17 protein-coding genes are annotated in these 19426 nt (G+C 58.7%); 7 read left to right on the top strand and 10 right to left on the bottom strand.

What is annotated here, in order from left to right; translation table 11 throughout:
• Window position 1 precedes the first annotated feature (1 nt).
• The 3 genes from G6N73_RS13015 to G6N73_RS13005 all read left to right on the top strand — a co-directional run bounded on the left by G6N73_RS13015 (window position 2) and on the right by G6N73_RS13005 (window position 4270).
• Window positions 2–790 carry an ABC transporter permease gene (locus G6N73_RS13015; RefSeq protein WP_165028165.1) on the top strand — a complete coding sequence of 263 codons (789 nt, stop codon included), beginning with the start codon at window positions 2–4 and terminating at the stop codon, window positions 788–790.
• Between the two features lie 131 nt (window positions 791–921).
• Complete coding sequence (locus G6N73_RS13010; protein ID WP_165028284.1) at window positions 922–2967, top strand: carbamoyltransferase family protein; 2046 nt, start codon at window positions 922–924, stop codon at window positions 2965–2967.
• Between the two features lie 331 nt (window positions 2968–3298).
• Complete coding sequence (locus tag G6N73_RS13005) at window positions 3299–4270, top strand: nodulation protein NodZ (RefSeq protein WP_165028163.1); 972 nt, start codon at window positions 3299–3301, stop codon at window positions 4268–4270.
• A 217-nt stretch (window positions 4271–4487) separates the two neighbouring features.
• Here the strand turns inward: G6N73_RS13005 and G6N73_RS13000 are convergent, their stop codons facing one another.
• Window positions 4488–4967 carry a transposase gene (locus G6N73_RS13000; protein WP_165028161.1) on the bottom strand — a complete coding sequence of 160 codons (480 nt, stop codon included), beginning with the start codon at window positions 4965–4967 and terminating at the stop codon, window positions 4488–4490.
• A gap of 233 nt (window positions 4968–5200) precedes the next feature.
• On the opposite strand from G6N73_RS13000, the gene G6N73_RS12995 reads away from it, so the two are divergent.
• On the top strand, window positions 5201–5383 hold the full coding sequence (locus G6N73_RS12995; RefSeq protein ID WP_165028159.1) for a hypothetical protein: 183 nt from the start codon (window positions 5201–5203) through the stop codon (window positions 5381–5383).
• Here G6N73_RS12995 and G6N73_RS12990 read toward each other — a convergent pair.
• Both G6N73_RS12990 and G6N73_RS12985 read right to left on the bottom strand, forming a co-directional pair.
• Window positions 5380–6735: a ComEC/Rec2 family competence protein gene (locus G6N73_RS12990; protein ID WP_165028157.1), complete on the bottom strand. Its 1356-nt coding sequence runs from the start codon at window positions 6733–6735 to the stop codon at window positions 5380–5382. The genes G6N73_RS12995 and G6N73_RS12990 overlap by 4 nt on opposite strands.
• Window positions 6717–8603, bottom strand: coding sequence for a gluzincin family metallopeptidase (locus G6N73_RS12985; RefSeq protein WP_165028155.1), 1887 nt, complete (start codon window positions 8601–8603; stop codon window positions 6717–6719). The genes G6N73_RS12990 and G6N73_RS12985 overlap by 19 nt, the downstream gene beginning before the upstream one ends.
• A 1776-nt stretch (window positions 8604–10379) precedes the next feature.
• Between G6N73_RS12985 and G6N73_RS12980 the strand changes: the two genes are divergently transcribed.
• On the top strand, window positions 10380–10547 hold the full coding sequence (locus tag G6N73_RS12980; protein WP_165028282.1) for an RcnB family protein: 168 nt from the start codon (window positions 10380–10382) through the stop codon (window positions 10545–10547).
• 56 nt (window positions 10548–10603) lie between these two features.
• On the opposite strand, the gene G6N73_RS12975 is transcribed toward G6N73_RS12980, so the two are convergent.
• The 6 genes from G6N73_RS12975 to G6N73_RS12950 form a co-directional block, all read right to left on the bottom strand.
• Entirely contained in the window at window positions 10604–11053 is a 450-nt protein-coding gene (locus G6N73_RS12975) for a Ros/MucR family transcriptional regulator (RefSeq protein ID WP_206078825.1), read from the bottom strand.
• A gap of 53 nt (window positions 11054–11106) precedes the next feature.
• Complete coding sequence (locus G6N73_RS12970; protein WP_165028153.1) at window positions 11107–11418, bottom strand: hypothetical protein; 312 nt, start codon at window positions 11416–11418, stop codon at window positions 11107–11109.
• 346 nt (window positions 11419–11764) lie between these two features.
• A complete protein-coding gene (locus G6N73_RS12965; RefSeq protein WP_165028151.1) occupies window positions 11765–12253 on the bottom strand; it encodes a hypothetical protein in 489 nt (162 codons plus the stop codon).
• Window positions 12254–12257: 4 nt separating this feature from the next.
• Window positions 12258–12653 carry a hypothetical protein gene (locus G6N73_RS12960; protein WP_165028149.1) on the bottom strand — a complete coding sequence of 132 codons (396 nt, stop codon included), beginning with the start codon at window positions 12651–12653 and terminating at the stop codon, window positions 12258–12260.
• A 32-nt stretch (window positions 12654–12685) separates the two neighbouring features.
• The gene (locus tag G6N73_RS12955; protein WP_165028147.1) at window positions 12686–12940 is read right to left on the bottom strand and encodes a helix-turn-helix domain-containing protein; all 255 of its coding nucleotides are present in this window, start codon (window positions 12938–12940) and stop codon (window positions 12686–12688) included.
• A gap of 1247 nt (window positions 12941–14187) precedes the next feature.
• Window positions 14188–14787, bottom strand: coding sequence for a helix-turn-helix domain-containing protein (locus tag G6N73_RS12950; protein WP_165028145.1), 600 nt, complete (start codon window positions 14785–14787; stop codon window positions 14188–14190).
• A gap of 172 nt (window positions 14788–14959) precedes the next feature.
• On the opposite strand from G6N73_RS12950, the gene G6N73_RS12945 reads away from it, so the two are divergent.
• Window positions 14960–16093 (top strand): trans-sulfuration enzyme family protein, encoded by a 1134-nt coding sequence (locus G6N73_RS12945; RefSeq protein ID WP_165028143.1) that lies wholly within the window; start codon window positions 14960–14962, stop codon window positions 16091–16093.
• A gap of 645 nt (window positions 16094–16738) precedes the next feature.
• On the opposite strand, the gene G6N73_RS12940 is transcribed toward G6N73_RS12945, so the two are convergent.
• A complete protein-coding gene (locus tag G6N73_RS12940) occupies window positions 16739–16945 on the bottom strand; it encodes a hypothetical protein (RefSeq protein ID WP_343044606.1) in 207 nt (68 codons plus the stop codon).
• A 196-nt stretch (window positions 16946–17141) separates the two neighbouring features.
• Between G6N73_RS12940 and G6N73_RS12935 the strand changes: the two genes are divergently transcribed.
• On the top strand, window positions 17142–19163 hold the full coding sequence (locus G6N73_RS12935) for an acyltransferase family protein (RefSeq protein WP_281352877.1): 2022 nt from the start codon (window positions 17142–17144) through the stop codon (window positions 19161–19163).
• The last annotated feature ends 263 nt before the right edge of the window (window positions 19164–19426 follow it).

Below are 19426 nucleotides of genomic sequence, written 5' to 3'. Positions count from 1 at the left end.
CATGGGTGAAGGTTATGCGGCGGTTCTGCCGGCCAACGCGTGGAACTGGGTCGCGGTATGGCGCCGCAACCTCCTGGCGTGGAAGAAAGTTGCGCTTGTAACGATCCTGGGCAACCTCGCCGATCCTATAATCTACCTGTTCGGCCTCGGCTTTGGCTTGGGAATGATCGTAGGTCGCGTTGATGGCACTTCGTACATCGCGTTTCTGGCAGCTGGCATGGTCGCGACGAGCGCGATGACTGCCGGGACCTTCGAAACGATTTATGCGACTTTCGCGCGAATGCACACTCAGCGTACCTGGGAAGCAATTCTCTGCACGCAACTGACGCTCGGCGATATCGTGCTCGGCGAATTGGCTTGGGCAGCCACCAAGGCTTGTCTAGCCGGCATCGCAATTGCGGTTGTTGCCGCCACGCTGGGCTATGCCACGTGGCCTGCCATCCTCTATGCACTGCCAGCGATCGCCCTCACTGGCTTCGCCTTCGCGAGCTTGGCGATGGTCGTCATAGCACTTGCGCCCAGCCACGACTATTTCGTGTTCTATCAGACACTCGTCCTCACACCGATGCTGCTCCTTTGCGGCGCAATCTTTCCCGCCACCCAACTGCCCGACGCCGTTCAGCAGGTAGGACACTTCTTGCCGCTGGCGCATTCGATCGACCTCATTCGTCCGGCGATGCTTGGCCGCCCAGCCGGCAGCGTCGGCCTGCACATCGGCGCACTTTGCGCGTACGCGATATTGCCGCTCTTCCTATCAGCGGTGCTGTTTCGTCGACGCCTGATGCGTTGACGCAAGACTTCTTGATGTTGGTGACGTCCGACTGGCCATTGCGGCGATCAGCGACAATGCAGCTTAGTTACGTGGAATAGTCTTGAGCCAGGCCAATGATGCCTGCTTGTTACGATGAATGGAGAAGCAAGATGCTATGCCTAGGATTGAGTGGCGGACTTGACAAAGTCTATGAAAACCGACTCGAGCTTCCGAATACATTTCTGCACGATGGCGCTGCGGTACTGGTCCGGGACGGACAGGTGATAGCAGCCGTAGAAGAAGAACGCCTCAATCGGATTAAACACTCCAACAAGCTCCCAAGCAAGTCGATTCAATACTGTCTTTCAGCCGCTGGCGTTCAGCTCAGCGAAATCGATCGTATCGGGTACTACGCTACCGAGGCCTATAGCAACGCTGTGCTCGAACGCCTGTTCGTTTCCCAGCCAGACATCTCCATGCCGTTGGATGCCACACTGTTGCTGCAGAGGCTACTGGCGCAGGAGTTCGATTTCGAGGTCGATGCTTCGCGTGTCTCATTCGTGAGTCACCATCAGGCGCACGCTGTGAGCGCTTTTGCGATGTCCGGCTTCGAACAAAGTCTGATCCTTGCGATTGATGGCGGTGGTGATTTTCTCTCCGGGCTCTTGGCTCTGGGGGCAGGAACCGACGTTACGCAAATCGAGACGTTCCCGGAGAATAACTCCCTAGGGCTATTTTATCTCGAGACGATCCGGTATCTCGGCTACGGCATATTCGATGAATATAAGGTGATGGGGCTTGCCCCCTACGGGGATCCCGTTCCCTATCGCAAACTCTTCGAGCAGTTCTACGAGCTCTCCGCCGAAGGTGGTTACCGCGTCCATCTCGACCGGATCGGGCCGACGTTGCTCCGCAACATCCAGGTCAGGCGAAAGGGAATGCCATTCACCCAGCAGCATCGAGATGTAAGTGCGTCATTGCAGGAAGCGCTGGAGCGGATCGTGTTTCATATTCTCCGGCATCATCGTGAGACTACCGGTATGAAGCGGTTGTGCTTGGCTGGAGGGGTAGCCCACAACTGCACCATGAACGGTAAACTGCTGTATTCGGGACTTTTCGAAGACATCTTCGTGCAACCGGCATCGCACGACGCTGGCTGCGCATTGGGCGCCGCACTAATGGTGTCAAACGAGCTGGGCCGCCCCGCGCCACGCAAGCGATTGCAGGAGGTCTATTGGGGGCCTGATCTCGGGAGCGACCGCGCGGTGGAGCAGGAACTGAATGCATGGGCCGGGCACCTCGATATTGAACGCACTGATGACGTGGCAAGCAGCGCAGCCGACTGGATGGTCAATGGCGCCGTGATCGGATGGGTGCAGGGCCGTTCGGAGTTCGGGCCACGTGCCCTTGGTAACCGCAGCATTCTTGCTGACCCGCGACCTGCCGCAAACAAGGACCGGATCAACGCAATGGTCAAGAAGCGCGAAGGCTATCGACCGTTCGCGCCGTCTGTGCTGGAGGAGGATGCGCGCGAATTTTTCGACCTACCGGATGGTACGAGCGAATTTCCCTTCATGAATTTCGTAGTTCGGGTGCGCGACTCAAAGCGTGACTTGCTCGGCGCCATCACGCATGTGGACGGTACGGCTCGGCTGCAAACGGTATCGCGCAACACCAATCCGGCCTACTGGGATGTTATTGATGAATTCAAGAAGCGGACCGGCATTCCAATTCTGCTCAATACGTCCTTTAACAACAATGCAGAGCCGATCGTGGACTCGGTTGCAGACGCCATCACCACATTTTTAACGACAGATCTGGATGGTCTTGTGGTCGGGTCGTTCCTCGTCAAAAAGCGGGCTCCAACGCTGGAGGATTGGACTGCGCTCGCGGTTTCATTGCCGCCTTATGTATCGCTGCATCAAACCCGCGCATTCACAGCGCCAGATCGCCAAGAGACGGTCTGCGAGATCCGTGCGAACCATTCCAACCGTGACGGTGTTCGTATTTCAGCTGACGTGTTCGACCTGCTGATGCGTATCGAGGGCGAAGCGGTGATCGGAGATCTTCTCGATGTGATTACCTTCGATCAGGTTGCGCGTGAAGCTCTCGTCAAAGAATTGCGGGAACTATGGGAGCAGCGCCGTGTTCGGCTACATCCCTCACACGCTGCTCGCATGGACCAAGACTGCGATCAAATGCCGGATCGAGCATAAGAGGCTGCGATGAATAAGGCCGTTCCAGACAGGCCCCGTGGTCACGTCGGTTTGCGTCGAACATCAAGAGAGCCACATGTCCATTGCGCCCAGCAAGCAGTCGGTGTGGACCGACAGGGTCTTCAATGCAAACCATTCAAACGCTGGACGCATAACGGGCTCCGCCCAAAATGGGTCCCTCCATTCCAGTGCGGTGCACGAAGAGTTTCTGCCGGTGCAATTGGCCAGAATCGCGACCGCTCGTGACTGGATCGGGCGAGGCCATACATTGCCCCTAACCTCCTAATCCCTGTCGTATTCCGGAAGGACGCAAAAGCTTGTGGGTGGCTCAATGAAGGATCGATTCGTCGTATCTCGACGGCGTACTGGTTTCGGTGATTGCCTATGGTCCCTCGCGGCAGCTTGGTCCTACGCGCAGCGGACGGGGCGGACGCTAGCGGTGGATTGGCGCGGCTCGTGTTATCTCGATGAACCCCTTACCAACGCCTTTCCGGTGTTCTTCGAGCCAATCCAGGACATCGCTGGCGTCCCGGTCATTTGCGACGATCGGATCAACCAGCTCTCATTTCCTGGGCCGTTCTTCCCGCCGTGGTGGAATAAGCCATCGATTGACTGCGTTTACCGGCCAGATGAACAGATTTTCCGGGAACGAGACGAGCTGAGAGAGCTTTTCGAAGGCCAAGGTGATAATGAAGCCAACACCGTAGTGTGTGATGCTTGCTTGATGTGGCGTTGCGGGGAAGATGCCGAACGACAGGTCTTTCAGAATATCAAACCAAGGCCTGAAATTGTGTCCCGGATTGAAGCCATCTACCAGGAACACTTTAAGGGGAACAGCATAATCGGGGTTCATGTCCGGCACGGCAACGGCGAAGATATTATGGAGCACGCGCCCTACTGGGCTGATTCGGAGCTCGCCTTGCGGCAGGTATGCACTGCTATTCATAAAGCCAAAGCGCTGCCGCATCCAAAACCTGTAAGGGTTTTCTTGTGTACGGACAGCGCGCAGGTGCTCAACGAGTTATCAGGCGTGTTTCCCGACCTCTTCACTATCCCGAAACGCCTCCAGGCGGATCGGGCCGGGCCTCTACATAGTGCAGCACTGGGGGCTGACGGCGGCTTTGCTGCCCTCGTCGAGATGTATCTACTTGGGCGATGCAATACCGTGATTCGTTTTCCGCCCACCAGCGCCTTCTCGCGCTATGCCCGCCTCTTCGTGCCACGCGTTGTTGAGTTCGATTTGAACGATCCGGGTCGTTTGATCGTGATTGATAACTCGTCCGAACATCTCCCGATTTCATAAGGTACCCGGCAACCTCGCCGATCTAGTTCTGATGGGCAGGCGCCTCGCTCGTTGCGGAGCAACAGGCGGACCTTGCCGATCTTATCGATACGGTCGCAAGTCGCATCGGCGGGGACGATGGCCGCGGAGCGCGGCCGTGCGGCAGGCCGGATTGCCGAGATAACCTTCAATGACTGAGGCACCGAAACGAACGGCTGAGCTTTGGCCCCTGGCCGGCTCAAGCCAGCCCAAGCTTTTTCCTGAGTTCGGCGTTTTCGTTTCGGAGCCGGTCGGCGAGGAGCTTCTTCAGACGGGCATTTTCTTCTTCAAGCTTCACCAGATCCTTGAGCTCATCGCTCTGTTTTGTGTGCCGGGCAGTTTTCTTCCACTGATAGTAGGTCTGTTCCGAGATTCCGGCTTTCTGGACTGCGGTCCTGATGCTCTCTCCCTGTCCGATCTGCTTTTCGATCGCGCCTAGCTTTTGGGCCCGCTCTGTTTCAGAGTATATTTTCCGTGCTGTCCGGACTGTAGGCGAGGCGACCGCTTTAGATGAAGACGCCTGTGGGGCCGACTTGGCGGCTCCGGTTCGTACAGCACCTGCGCGCTGTCCGGTTCGCTTCCTCGTCTTTGGCATCACTTCCTTTGTGTCAGGTATCTGTTCCTTCGCCGACACCTCGGCGGCTGCCTGATTTGCCTCTGTTTCCTTGAGGTCGGCCATGAGACACTCCCTTCGATATCAACCATCTATTCTCCACGCAGCATCAATAACTTACGGACTTTGTCAACATAGCCGAAACCCCTGCTCTCATTGTAGCCAGTCCAAGCCTAAAAAGCGGAGGCGTCAGTGCAGTGCATGCTTACCTTGAAGCGCGTGCCCCCGCCGACACTAGAGGAGCGGCTCGAGCTCAACGATCCCAATCACAGAAGGCCGCAGGCCGCCAGACCACTGAAATGACGCCTGAACTCGGTGCCAAAGCCGCGCCCATCGGGCTGCGCCTGGAGCGGCCGGCGCGGACAGTCAACAACGGCCGACTGGCTGACGCCTCCAAGCTCGACGAGCCGCGGCGCTCGGTTGAGAAATTCCGATTCAAACTTCGGATAATGCAGGCCGAGGGCGAAAAAACCTGCTCTTAAAAACCTGGGGCAGGGTCGATCACCACATCCACGAAGCCATTGCCGGTGAGGCGAGTTTCGAGATCGGTACGGAGCGGCTGGGGCCGATCCAACCACTTTTTTTCGTATATGGCATAGTTGGGGAGATCGGCGATCCGGTCCTCGTCAAGCTCGGCCAGGTATTTCCTGGTGTTGCTGACCCGCTTGCCGAGTTCCACCAGAAGTGTTCCGCGCGGGATCACTTTGTAGAAGGTTCGCTCCGTCGAGACGATCGCCTTGGCCGTGGGCTTTGCATTGCCCTGAGGAAGCGGGAGGATGGCATCGAGAATGGTGGATGGCTCGGTTACTCCGCCGTCCTCCTTGTCATCCCAGGGCGTCGAGTTGATGCTGCCATGGTGACCGATCTTGAGGAAGTCGATCGGCTTGTTGAGCTCGCTCTTGTGCAGTTTCCACGCAGTGTTCCAGGCGAAGTTCTTCTTCTTGTCGCGATAGGCCCTGTTCCATTCGGCGTCGCCAACGAAGAGCAGCCGGCGACCGCGCCATTCGATGAGCAGCATGACGCTCGTATTGTTGACGATCTCGCCTTCCTCCTCGGCGAAGGCCAATGCGCTCGACAGCAAGCGGGATTGGAGGCGCTTGAAATCGGAAGCGCTGATGTTTGCAGGACCCGCGCTGCCGGCTCGCTTCCTCCCGGCGGCGCCAAGCAGGCCCGTCGAAGCTGAGAAGCCGTGCAGGATGTCGCTGGCGGCATCTCCGAGGTAATAGGTGTCGATATCGAATTCGGGGCCGAGCACCTTGAAAGTCGCGCCAGACAGCGTTTTCGGCCTGAGCTTGGCGGCCTTGATGTCGGCATGCACGTAGAGCGGCGTGATGCCGTTCTGTTGGGGCAGGACTGCACGCAACGCGTCCACCGCGCCGTCGTTGCCGATGTCGTAGCGGCCGACAATGTCTTCGAGTTCAGGGCTCAGCTCCAAATTGCGGGCGGCGATGTTGCGCATCGCGGTCGCCGCCATGTCGTGCAACTGCCGTGCGAATTTGGCCTGCGGATGATCGCGGTCCATGGCTACGCTCAACCAGATATTCTCGATCCGAACATCGCTGAGCCAGTCGGGATCGAAGCCTTTGATGTGGTCTTCGTGTTCGTGGCTGACCAGCAGGAGGTCGAGACGCTTCTTGTCGCCTTCTATCGGCAGCTCACCCTTCAAGTGGTCGAGAGCGGTTTTCAATTCGTTGGCGCTGCCCTTCTTTCCGCAATCGATAAGGATGTGGAAATCGTCGACCTTGCTGCCTTTCTTGCGGGCTTTCGGGATGCGGACATAAATGCAGTCGCCGACGCCGACATTGTAGGCGCGGATCAGGAGCTGATCTGCCATGGCCGCTCTCCCATCTCCTCGTCTTCGTCGCCGCCAATCCCGATATGTGGCGAAAGGGCGAAGCGAAGGTTACCGTCGACCCATTCTGCGGTCAGCGGTGCGATCGACTTCTGCAGCAGCCCTGCGGCGCCGCCGGCAACGCCATCGCCGATCCGCCCTGCCGCGATCCGCGCGGCGAGTGCGTTCAGGAATGCTTCGCGGCGGGCTTTGCCAAGTTTGACCTCCTCTTCCTCGGCCTGACGTTTGCGGGAGCCCTTGATGAGCGGCAGGGTGCCGGGCTTGCGCATCCAACCCAGGCAGTTTCCGTCTATGTCGAGCGCCAGTGTTCCGCCGCAAAGCATGCTGGTCGTCTCACCCGCGAACTGGCCAAAGCGCTCGCCTTCGAGCAACACATCCTCGCGCCAGATGTACTGCAGGAGGATTTGCTGTGGCAGCCGGCGACCCGACACCGTCAGCTTCTGCGCCATCGCCAGGTCGGTGACGACGACATCGGCCGCGAAGGGAATGAAAAGGTCCCTGCGGTTGTCGTCGAGAAATCGATAGGCGTTTGCGCGCGAGGCGGCAATCCTGTGCGGATCATGGAACACGGAGACATTGAGGCGATCAAAGACGGTGACCGGGGTTTTCAGTTCGGCCGCCTTCGCTTCGCTCAAAAGGCCACGGACCAGAAAGACGTCTATCATCAGGTTGCGATAGCCGTCGGGATCGGTCGGATTGACGATCTGCTCGGCGCGCAATACCGCCAATGCGTAATCCTCGAACATCACGTCGGCGGGCGGCAACAGGTCGAGCGGCTGCACGGCCATGCATTGCATGCGGCGGATCGTCGACCACAGGGCCTGCTTCACGGATTCGCCGCGCACCTTCATATAATACGCGGTCAGGCGGCGGATGATGTCGAACATCGCGCCGGTAAGCACCTGGGAAACATAATGCTGCCGTTGGTCGTCTTTGACGTCCTTGTATTTCAGGGTGTTCAACGCACTGCGCAAATAGTCCTGATCGCCGATGTTCCGGCCGAACTCCTCGGCGAGGCTTGAGAGCGGGTTATCGCTGTCGAGGTCGCCGCCGGTGGCTTTGGCGACCTGCGAGCGGAAGACGGTGTTACGAAAGGCGATCAGGATCGCTGACATGTCGCCCAAGAACTCGTGGAAGGCCGCGGTCTCGGCGAAGACGGATTCGTGGTAAAGGGGCCGAATACCGTCGAGCACGGCATGGCCAAACTCGTGATTGATGATGTCGGCGGAGAGACAGGTGTGGATACGCTTGCGCGCGCCTTCCTTGCCGGCGTCGAAATAGTAGAACTGAAGCGATTTGCTGTCTCGGTCATAAAATGCGTTTTGGCCATAACCGGCATGCGGCACGACAATGAGCCGGTTGCCCTCGAACCCCCAATCGATGCGGCGGCCGAGGCCGAAACCGGCTTCGAAGAAGTCGAGCGCATTCTGCAGCGTCGCCCAGACATTCATCTGGCGGAACTGCGCCGAGCCGAGATTGTGGCGATCGAGAACCTTGCCTTTGGTGTCGACGAATTTAGCCAGTTCGTCATTCCAGCGGGCCGGCGCGTTCAGGACCTCGGTTGCGCCGTCATAGTCGACAATTGCAAAGCGGGCGCTCGTTGGACCGTCAGCTAGTCCGGGCTCCCAAGGAACGGTGAACTCGACGTCGAAATTGTAGGCCTTGTTGGATTTTGTGACGAAGGGGTCCTGGAAGTAGACATCGAAAGGGATGCGGACACCGAGGTCCGCCTGGATGTCACGATCCAGAAACTGTCGCGCGGCATAGAGTTCAGGCCGCGCTCTCTTGATCGTCGCTCTCGCCTTCTTACCGGCGTCCGCTGCGGTCGGAATCCGTAATTTTGCCGGCAACGTGATTATCCCCGATAGGTCCGACGATGGGTGAAGGTATTCCAGCGCTTGAATAAATCAAGCAGACTGGGGCAGGGGACGTATTCCTCGCGTCGCGCCATCGCAGGAAGCGCGGTCCATATGCGGCTGACGCCTGGCCCGGAGTTAATTTGTGGTCCAGCAGCAACAGGTGATGCAAGTACAGGTGAGCATTCAAATGAATCGCTGGACCATCGTCGTTGAGGGGCCTCTCCCGTTCCCGATGCGCCGGATCGAAGCCTCACGTCGGGGGCGAAACTGGCGTGCAGATAATCACTATGCCGCAACTGGCGGCCCGTTTGGCCGGCGGTTTTACGCGACCTGCCCAATCGCAAGACCTCGATGCCGCGCTTGGCATCGCGCTCAAAGACTGCGGCATGGGGCGCTTCCTTCTGGAGAGTTGGTTGTAACACGCCGAACGATGCCACACCCTCGCTGCTCGCCCCAGTTGCATCTACGTTGAAGCGTGGCGAAGTCGGACTATAGAAAGCCCGCTGCGGAAGGAGGTTGCCGGTCCTGACAGCGGGCTCCTTCGGCGCCTCAGACGGAAATGCGCCTACTAATTCGAACAACGGGTGCTGGCAATTGTTCCGATCGGCGGCATAGATGGCGCGAAAAAAGCCCGGCCAGCATGGCGACAGGGAGCGGGCTGACCGGGCTGATCGGCGACTTGCGGTGCCGATGCCACTATGCTGGGTGGGAATAGCGGCCCACGTGAGGCATCGTGGCGCCAACGAAAAAGGCCCGCTGCGAGAGGGGACGGCGGGCCAGGCTTTGCGCGCCGAGTGAAGGCGCTCGGTTTGTTGGCTTGACGGGAGTATCGATCGCCAACTGCGTAAACGTACCATGATTTCGGCGACAGGGAATGACTGTCGCGCTCCATCTGCAGCCTTGATGCGCGGTATTGATCCAAGGAAGGACGGAGCACGCCGTCCGCGGTTTTCATGGATGTCTGATGCCGGTCGGAATGTAGTGCTTCGGCGGGAATTCGGGAAATTCTGCGCCTCGTTCGGTGAATACAATCCGCGGCCAATTCCTGTGCCAGCACGAATAGCGTCGCCTCATGCGGCTCTCGCTTGCCTGATTCAGATCCGCAATCGTCGATCGGCTCACCTAACCCATTCGGTCAAGTAGCCTTGGGACCAATTCACCAATGCCCGCGCGGCGCGACCCTGCGCAGCTAGAAGCGTAAAGTCAGTCACTCGGGACCAAAATCCCACATTTTCTTGCGCAGTGCACAAGGATGGCGTGAAAATGATCAGCGGTATGGCCAGTCAGAATCTGTGTAGCAGTCACGGAGGCGGATCCTTCACCTGCGCCTAAATCAGCTCCGCGCGACTTTGTTACGCGGAATTCATGACCTTCTCGGACATCGTCAGCCAGAAAAGCCATCAGACACTTGGGCCGGCCGGCAAAGACCATCGCTGTGCTGTGCGCGCGACCTGCTGGCCGTCAGTTGCTACCGCGCCGAACACTGTTTCGTGCCGCCGCCGGAACGCAGGTACCGATTCATTGATGCAGTTTGTCCACTTTTTGGCACTGCATCGGCAGGCCGCTGAGGAGTCGCAGCGAGAATTTCGGACCGGGACCTGCGCCGTATGGGCGACGCACCCAGAGAGAAATATCGAAGTCAAGTGGTGCATAGCAGCGCCACCATGATGGCTCGCGCCAGGGTCGTCATTGTTTTGCAACGGCACAAGCATGGATTTATGCTCCGAAGCGGCATGAGGTGCGAAAGCATCAGAACAAGCGGCACCACTGGTCGAGGAGAAGCACGTTCCGGAATGGAAGCGCAGGCAGGCGATCCGCGATCACTACCGTCACGGGCTCAGGCGTGCCGGCCAGCAGTGGGTGAGGGTCGACAACGACTTCTTGCTGATCAGCCTGGGCACCGGGACCATCGCGAGCATCATCGCGGGGCGCTAGGCGACAAGTCAGTCACACAACAGAGGCGGGTGATGAACCCGCCTCTTCTTTGCCGATTAGGCGGCGGCTTTCCTGCGCGCCCGCTTTACAGGTTCTGCTGCCTTTGGTTTGCGGCCGAGCCCCATCTTCTTGGCGAGTTCTGAACGCGCCGCCGCGTAGGACGGAGCGACCATTGGGTAGTCGGCCGGCAGATTCCACTTCGCCCTGTATTCTTCAGGCGTCATTCCAAACGTAGTCTTCAAATGCCGCTTTAGGGATTTGAACATCTTCCCGTCATCGAGGCAGACTATGTACTCCGGGGTCACCGATTTCTTGATGGGGACGGCGGGTACAAGCTTTTCTGACGGTTCCTTTGCGGAACCATTCGACAGTACTGCCAAAGATTGATGGACCTGCGCGATCAGAGAAGGCAACTCCGAAACAGGAACCGGATTATTCGAGACGTAAGCCGAGATCACGTCGGCGGTCAGTTCTATGGTATCGGCGTTATTGAAGTCGTCAGTCATAATCGGAATTCCCTCGTATTATTCATAAAGATCGCCCAGCGCGTAGATATTGATTATCGGGTAAGATGCAACCCTGTCGCGATCCGGTACGCAACAATCAGCTCGTTAACGTCGAAGCGACATTTGCGGTCTCGTTCCCACGCAGCTTGTTCTTTTGCCGGCCGGCGTGATGCCGCTTGCGTCAACGCGCTTTGGGGGGTGAGAAGTTCAAAGGGCAGGGGGATGAGATAGCGCAGCTCCCGGCCGGCGTTCGCTACAAGCTCGTCATTCCGGCAGGCACCAATACCCGCGTCTGATGACGGGCCGTCGATTGATATGATCTTCGATTTTCTGATGCCACGTGATGCGGAAATCGTGAAGAACAATCCGCCGCTCGTTCGCGGTTTCGTGGTACAGACGGCCGATGCGCAGATCTGGCTCTACGTTTTTACGAGCTTGTCTGGACGCACTCCGACGAGGGTGCCAGCCTCACCGACCAGAAGTGCTTCTGAAGGCAAGCTGACTCGCCCCACTCGGAATGAGCGCGTGATCGCAGGGCATGTTACCCAGGGTTCCAATAGCCCCTTACTTCTTGTGGATCGCGCACTTCCCGATATTGACCGGCACCCTCAAATCACAGCCGACTTAAGTCCCGGCTGTCGGAACCGACAGCCGGGACTGGTGACCTTCTTGTGCATGATTCGTTCGCGTGGGAAGCTGCCTTCGACGCAATCAGCTGCCTGCCACCTTCGTTGCCTTCGCCCCGTAGCCTTCCAATTGCTCGATCACGATTTCCTCGTCCTGCGACGGCACCCACCAGAGCACCACGCCCTCGATTGCATCACCGGCTGCCAGTCGCACGGCGATGTCGTCTGCCTCGTCTTCTGCCAGTCCACGGGTCTTCAACGCGCTGGCGACCGCTTTGGGCCAGACATCCCTCCAGCGTTCGTGGTTTGGCGCGAGATTGAGCGTGAACGGCTGCCGTGGTTCGCCGCCTCTCCAATCGGCATGGATGCCTTGCGCTTCCATCTCGGTTTCGAACTCTTTCCGTGAAAACACCAACTCGATCTCGACGCCAACGGTATCGCCTGCCTGCACTCTTGCAGCGGCATCCACAGCGATATGGAAGGGCACTCCCCTTCGCTTGAGCGCCTTAGTCAACTCGGCGACAACAGGTCCCTCGGTAATCCTGCCGTCCTTGTGAGTGAGATTGTAATGCAACAAGCTATTGTCCTCTGTTCTTCCTGTCGTCGTCGCCCGCCGCTGTAGCCAATTCTCCGAAGCTTGCGAACTGCTCGAACACGAGTTCTCCCAGTCGGTCGTCCACCCATCGCAACTCGACACCTCCGACCGTCTCGCTGCCTTCGATCCGCTTCGCGATCGCCTCTGCTTCGTCTTCAGGCCGCCCCAGTGATTCAGCGCGCCCCGAATGGCATTCGTGCACGGATTCAGCTTGAGCGGCCACATATCGACTGTGAACGGTTTCCGCGGTTCGCCGCGCGTGCAGGTGGCCGTGATTGCGAGCTGCTTCATCTGAGCTTCCAGTGCGCCGCGTGCGAACATAAGCCTTGCAGACCCCGCTGAGGGCGGCCAGATCGTATTCTTCGGCGCTCTCGGCCAAGCGCTGTCGATCTTCCGACGATTACTGAACGGCTAGGCGGCGTCCGGGACGTCGGATTCCTCGTCGAAGATGCCAGCAGGCAGCGAGAGCGACCTCGCGATCCGGTCACGATAGCCTTTGTGGTATCTCAGACCGGACTCGATGTTCTCGATCTCTTCGGCGGCTAGTCCGCAGGCGATCGCCAGCTCCTCGATCGAGTAGCCAAGATGCTCACGGTATGCGCGAATGATGTGTGTCCCCTCGGAAATTGCCTTCAAGACCGTCTCGGGAATACGCGAATCGTTCATGTGGCAGCTCCTCAAAAAGGGGTTAGCGCCGGACGATCGGGGATTTCTTCCCGGCCCGGCGGACCCATCAAATGCAACAAAATGGATGTTGGGCGGCCTGACCGGCCTCATCCATGGAAAGGGCCGCGACTGAAAAATGGCGGCCGCTCACATTATGCGGTTCACCGGCTGCTGATCAAGTCCACAATGACCAGGACGGCGGTCACGCTCGGCGGCAAAGGCCTAACTGGATGATCGGCAATTGCGATCGGACTTGGAATTCGGCTCCGAACCCCCCTTGCCGACTCTGTCAGTGACGACAGGGTGCTCTCGTCGGCGATCATCGGTCGAAAGGTTCGGCTGCCAGAAAATAGAGCAGCCGAACCGCCCTGACTTTAATGACAAAAATCGCTCACATAGTTCGCGACGATCTCGATGCCGTCCGGTTGGCCCCTGCATCGTCATCCCTGTCTTTCGCAGCCGATTGCGAAGACGTCATTTGGAAATAGCGGAACAAAGTTGCCTCCCCATTCCAACATGGTCAGGTCGCAAAAGCTGCAGCCGTTCCTGGACTCCATATGTCCGCGCCCAAATGCCTGTCGGTAGATGGGCGCTGTGGGTTGACTGTATGAAGGCTCTCCGCAGGCGTGATCGTCGCCTCGCGGAGCTGAAGCTGTCCCAACTCGGGCGCGAGGCCACTAGCGAGCGGCACCGAAACACAGGCAGCTATAAGAGCATTCGGCCCGATGTGAACGACTCCAATTTGGCAGCTGACCCGTGGTCGCGACCTGAGCGACTAGGGCGACGGAAATAGAAGGACCGCGGCGCTGCTATGCGGAGCCGCGCTGTCATTTCTCGCTATCAACCGCTTCGGCCAGATGCCTCCGGGAGGCTGACGGAACACCGGATCGAAGTTCGCATTGAAGCGGTCGCGAAAATCCTCACCAACGAACTGGGCTCGTTTTCGGTCGGTGATCGGATAGTGCTGCAAGGCATGGGCGTAAGCCCGAGTTTGGGAGAAGTCTGAGGTTTACCAGGCGCAAGATTTCGCCGAACTTGCGTGGCACGGCCTGACCATGCGGCGCAATGTTGGGTTGCGCCGGACTGAGCAACGCCGTCCAAGCTGTCCTCTCCCGGACGCACCAATTGCTATCTGAAGTCGCTTCCCTGAGCCACCGCAGGATGCCTGTGCGATCGCCAGATCGAGGGGTCATGTGCACGCGTTGCACAAGAGCCGGTTCGAGACGCTGTCGAACTAGACGGACGGTTTATAGCTCCTCGATCCGTTCCAGCACGGCCATCGAAAACGAAACGGCCTGATCGTCGGCAGCCGCATAGGCGTGCGGCTGGTCGGTGAGCAGTCGCGCGGCTTCGCCGGCATGCAGGACCATGGTCTCGGAGCCGACAGTGACTTTGAGACTTCCGCGTTGGATGGAAACAAGTTCGCGCGTGCCGCGGCTGTGGGCCTCCGATCGATGGACGTCGCCTGGCGCAATCGTCCAGGTCCACATCTCGAACATTGTTCGTCCCGAGGTTGATGCTTCCAGTGTGGCCGCGCTACCCTGAGGGGTTCTCCAGAGCGTTGCAGGCCTGGTCCGTTCGATTGGATCGTCCGTGATCCCTTCCGAAGTGTCTCCCAGCAGGTCGGTAACGGATAGCGAGAAGGCGACGGCCAGCCGGCACAAGACGCCAATGCTCGGATTGGCCTTGCCCTGCTCGATGGCCACGACGGTGCCCTTGGACAGACCTGCGCGCCTTGCGAGCGCGTCAAGACTCATGTTCCGCACCCGCCGCAGATGCTGAACCTTGGCTGAGAGCGCGGTTCCTAGCTGTCGCTCCGTTGTCGACGCCGTTGCCTCATCGGTCATTATATTGACTTCCCCAGTCATATCTTGTACGGTCACTATAATGACCGGCGCGGACGCTGCAACCACGCAATCCCCAATCCCAGGGATTGACGAGGATGCGTACAGATCATCGGACTGCTCCTGGCGATCCCTGCGATCGTCCTTCTCAACTCCAGCTAAACAGGGGTGCTCCATGCAACTCGAAACCAAGGCGATACACGCGGGTAGGGGTGTCGATTCCTCCACCAGAGCCGTCACGATCCCGTTCCATCCAAGTACGACCTTCGAGCGCAGCGCGGACGGCAGCTACCCGTCGGGATATGAGTACATCCGGGATGCCAACCCCACGCGCAATGCCTTCGAGACGGCGATGGCCGCGCTGGAGGGTGGCCATGCCGCGGTCGCCCTTTCGTCCGGCATGGCGGCGATCACGGCGGTATTCGACGCGCATCCCAGCAAGGGCGGGCGCATCATCGTGCCGGACGACATGTACTTCGGCATTCGCTCACTGATCGACGAAACCGATATCGGCCGCCGCTTCGAGTTCGTCGCAGTCGATATGCGAGATCTCCACGCCCTGCGTGCCGCGGCCCGCGCCGCGCCTACGGGCCTCGTCTGGATCGAAACCCCGTCGAATCCGCTCATCCGCATCGTGGACATCCGGGCGGCATGTGAGATTTCGCACGAGGCCGGCGCCCTTGCGGTGGTGGACAATACCTGGGCGACGCCGGTCCTGCAGCGCCCGTTCGAACTGGGGGCGGATGCTGTCATGCATTCGGCGACCAAATATATCGGAGGCCATTCCGATCTGATGGCCGGCATTGTCGTCCTGCCGGATGCTTCTCCGCTCGAGCGCCCCTTGCGCATGATCCAGCGGCACAAGGGCAGCGCCGCCGCTCCTTTCGACTGCTGGCTAGCCCTTCGCGGGCTGCAGACCCTACCTGTCCGCATGCGTGCGCATTGTGACGGCGCGCTGAAAGTAGCGGAAGCTCTGAGCAAACACCCGGCAGTCGAGAAGGTTCTGTTTCCCGGTCTGCCCGACGATCCGGGCCATGGGTTGGCCGGACGGCAAATGTCCGGATACGGTGGCATGCTTTCCTTTATCGTCCGAGGCGACGCGGAGGTAGCTATGGCGGTTGCCGGACGGCTCCAACTCGTGATGCGGGCCACGAGTCTTGGTGGCACGCATTCGCTCATCGAACATCGGGCTTCTGTCGAAGGACCAAATTCGATGGCTCCGGCGGGGCTGCTTCGGATCTCGGTCGGGCTCGAGCATCCGCAGGACATCATCGACGACCTTTGCCAGGCCTTGGCTGTGGCCGAGTGATGCAAGAGCGCAAACCAATCGAAGCGCCTGCGAACTCCACAACAGCTTGAATTGATCGGGGCTGCTTGGCGGGCCTGTCACTGCAGCTTTTCGCGAAAAACGTGTGTGAGCGCCGCTTCGGGCAAATCCCGCCGACAGCTCGGCAACAAGCATATTAAGGCAGGGCCGGGAGGTTTGCGACTTTGCTTATGAAGAAAATGGGATAATCGCGTTGCCGTACAGCCCGAGCACCCCGAAACCGGAAAGCCCGTCACAATCGTGGTGTCGACACTTCGAGCCACTGTGGGTCCAAATTCGTTGTCGTCCACCGCGGCCCCAAGGGGTCTATGCTGAAACCATCGAGTTCTCGGACAAGATGCCGCAATGTGTCAGCTAGCACCACTCGACCGCTACGCCCGCACCACCGGCCGCGAACCGCCAATGAGTCCGCCCGACCATACCGCGAGCGGCGCCTGTCCAAGGCATGGCTCGGGGGCGGTGCGCCCGTCTTCAGGGTTCCATGGCAGATCATCGTGCATCAACGTCGCGCCCAGTCTGTGACGGGCACGTGCAACAACTTGCGCAGGAAACGCGAACTCTACTCGGACTGAACAGGTGACAACGAACGACGTTCTTTGTTTGGCGAAAGCACGCGAACAGGCCCGCTCAAATCTCGATGTAGCGGCAGATCGAGCGCAAATAGGCAATAATCTCCGGCTTGAGATGATCGCGTTCGCCAAACATCTCATCGATCTCCTGCAGCCTGGGCTCAGTCGCCTCCCGGTCGCGCGGCGTCAGATCGACGTCGCCAAGTATGTACCCTACGTGGCCGACCGCACATATGTCGCAGCCGGTGCCGATGACCGCTTGCACGAACGCTGGAATATCCGCCTCTGCAAGCGATCCATAGTGTGGATGTATGGCATTCAAATAATCGATTTTATGAATTAGCGGGCATGCTCCATTAGAAGAACAACAATTGACCGAAAGCAAGTACGCCGACACCTGCTGCCGGCGACTTTCTTAGTTATGGGCGAGTGCGGCAGATCGGCCGAAATCGATCCAGCGAATGATTCTAGAAGGGCACCATTTTCACATCGTGGCTGCGGATACCTACGGCTGGCCAACGTGCCTAAGGCCTCAGTTCATCCAATTAAGCCGGAACTTCATTAGGTCTTCTATGCCGCGAGACTTTCGAGCCGATGTCCAGGCCTTGCGGGGTCTAGCTGTCCTGCTGGTTGTCCTTTATCATACCCAAATCGCGCCGTTTGGTTATCTCGGCGTTGATATTTTCTTCGTAATTTCGGGCTTTCTGATCACCGGCCTCATCGCGACCCAGCTTGAGCAGTCACGGTTCAGCTTTTGGGAATTCTATTATCGTCGTGCGAAGCGTCTGTTGCCCGCGGCCTATGTGGTCATTGCGCTCACGACGATCGCTGCACCCTTCTTCCTGTCAGATGTGGGCCTGCGGGAATTCCGAACTCAGGTTCTCGGGGCGCTCACATTCACCGGCAACATCGTTCTCTGGAATCAGGCGGACTATTTCGGCGGATCCGCCGAAACGAAGCCTCTCCTGCATTTCTGGTCGCTAGCTGTCGAAGAACAGTGTTATCTGCTGCTTCCTGCTTTCTTGGCCTTGGTTCCCAAGAGATGGTGGCTGTCAGCGGTTAGTTCGCTCCTGGTTGCCAGTCTGGCACTGTGTCTCTACGTCGCCTTTCGTCACCCATCCGCTGCATTTTATCTTGTGCCGACCCGCTTTTGGGAAATAGCGATTGGTTCGCTCGGGGCATTGCTTCCCGCCAGCGCTCGCGTGGCTGCCAAGTCTGCGGCGCTGCGCCTCCCGGCGCTCGTGCTTATCCTTATTCCCATTGGACCTTCTGGTTCGCAGAACCCGATCGTGGATGCCGCTTTGGTCTGCTTGGCAACCCTGATCCTCCTGCTGTCGCCCAGCAGGGACAATGTGGCGGTTCGAAGCATGGCAAGGATCGGGGATATCTCGTACTCGCTCTATCTGGTCCATTGGCCGGTGCTTGTATATGTGCGAGCTGCTTGGCTGGCAGAGCCTCCTGCGCTTGCGATCTATGCGGCAGTTGCCTTCTCAGTTGTAGCGAGCCTAGTTCTTCACCGTTTCGTGGAGAAGCCATTCCGGCAGGGATTCGTCGCATCTCGTGGACGAATGGCCTCAGGACTCGTTGCCGCAACGGTTCTTCTCGGCTTCGCACCGTCAGTCGACATTGGCGCAGCCGAAAGTAGGGTTGGCTTTTCCGAGAGCCGACGGATCAATTACGGCCTGGGAAGGGCATGTGATCTCACATCTGCTCCTCAGGGCATTCCGGAGGCCTGCCAGACGACGGACAGGCCCGAATTGCTGGTCTGGGGCGATTCATTTGCCATGGCACTGGTTCCCGGCTTGGCCAAAACGGTCGGAGAGGCCGGCCTGGCTCAGCTCACAATGAGCGCGTGCTTCCCCGCCATCGGCGTTGCTGCCTTCTCCAAGCGCGCAGTGTCTCCCTCCTTCGGCGAGGACTGTATTCGCTTCAATGACGGCGTTTTGGATATCCTGAAAAATCGGCCGGAGATAAGGACCGTTGTCATTTCGAGCCCATTTGACGCCCCTGACTCCAAAGACTTCATGCTGCTTAAGAGGCGTGACGGGACGTTCACGGAAGTTGAAACTTCGGTAGATGGAGCCGTTGAGGGTATCAAGTCTCTCGTCGAGGCCGTTCGCGCTTTGGGCAGGCGAGTGGTCGTAGTTGCTCCCCCGCCAGTTGCAGGCTTCGATATCGGCGATTGCCTTGAGCGAAAGGTGAGGGGAAGTCTTATGCTCGGGCGGTACAGTGATTGCAAAATCGATGTCATCGATTACCGCCGGATGCGATCCCGCACTCTCGAGCTCTTGAACCAGGTGGCCGTGAAAGCTGACGTAGAGGTTGTCTCTTACCACGACTTTCTCTGCGACGACACAAAATGCAGAACTGAGATCGATGGCAAATTCCTCTACCGGGACAGCGGCCACCTTTCCTATGAAGGATCAGAGATCATCGCTCGAAAGACAAGACTTGCTGAGAGGCTGATCAGGGCTGCTCGTTAGAGCATGGATACTGTTTCAAGACGAACTTTTTTAGGCGGAGTGAACCGCGAGCACTTTCGCGTGGCCCGCAATGAAAAGCGCATGAGGATTTCGGACGCCCGCCGCGCCGACCTGAAAGCGCACGAGGCGACGGCCCGCAAGGGTGCCAAGCGGAACGCGTTCCCGCACGGCGCGGACGATGAGCCGATCCGTTCCGGAGATCCGGCCGCAATGCAGCGGATTGTTACCCGCATTGAGGAATTGGCGCTTTCCATCGACCGGAT

The organism is Allomesorhizobium camelthorni, assembly GCF_011045125.1.
GTDB classification, from domain to species: Bacteria; Pseudomonadota; Alphaproteobacteria; order Rhizobiales; family Rhizobiaceae; genus Allomesorhizobium; species Allomesorhizobium camelthorni.
This window is presented reverse-complemented; position numbering and strand designations above follow the sequence as displayed.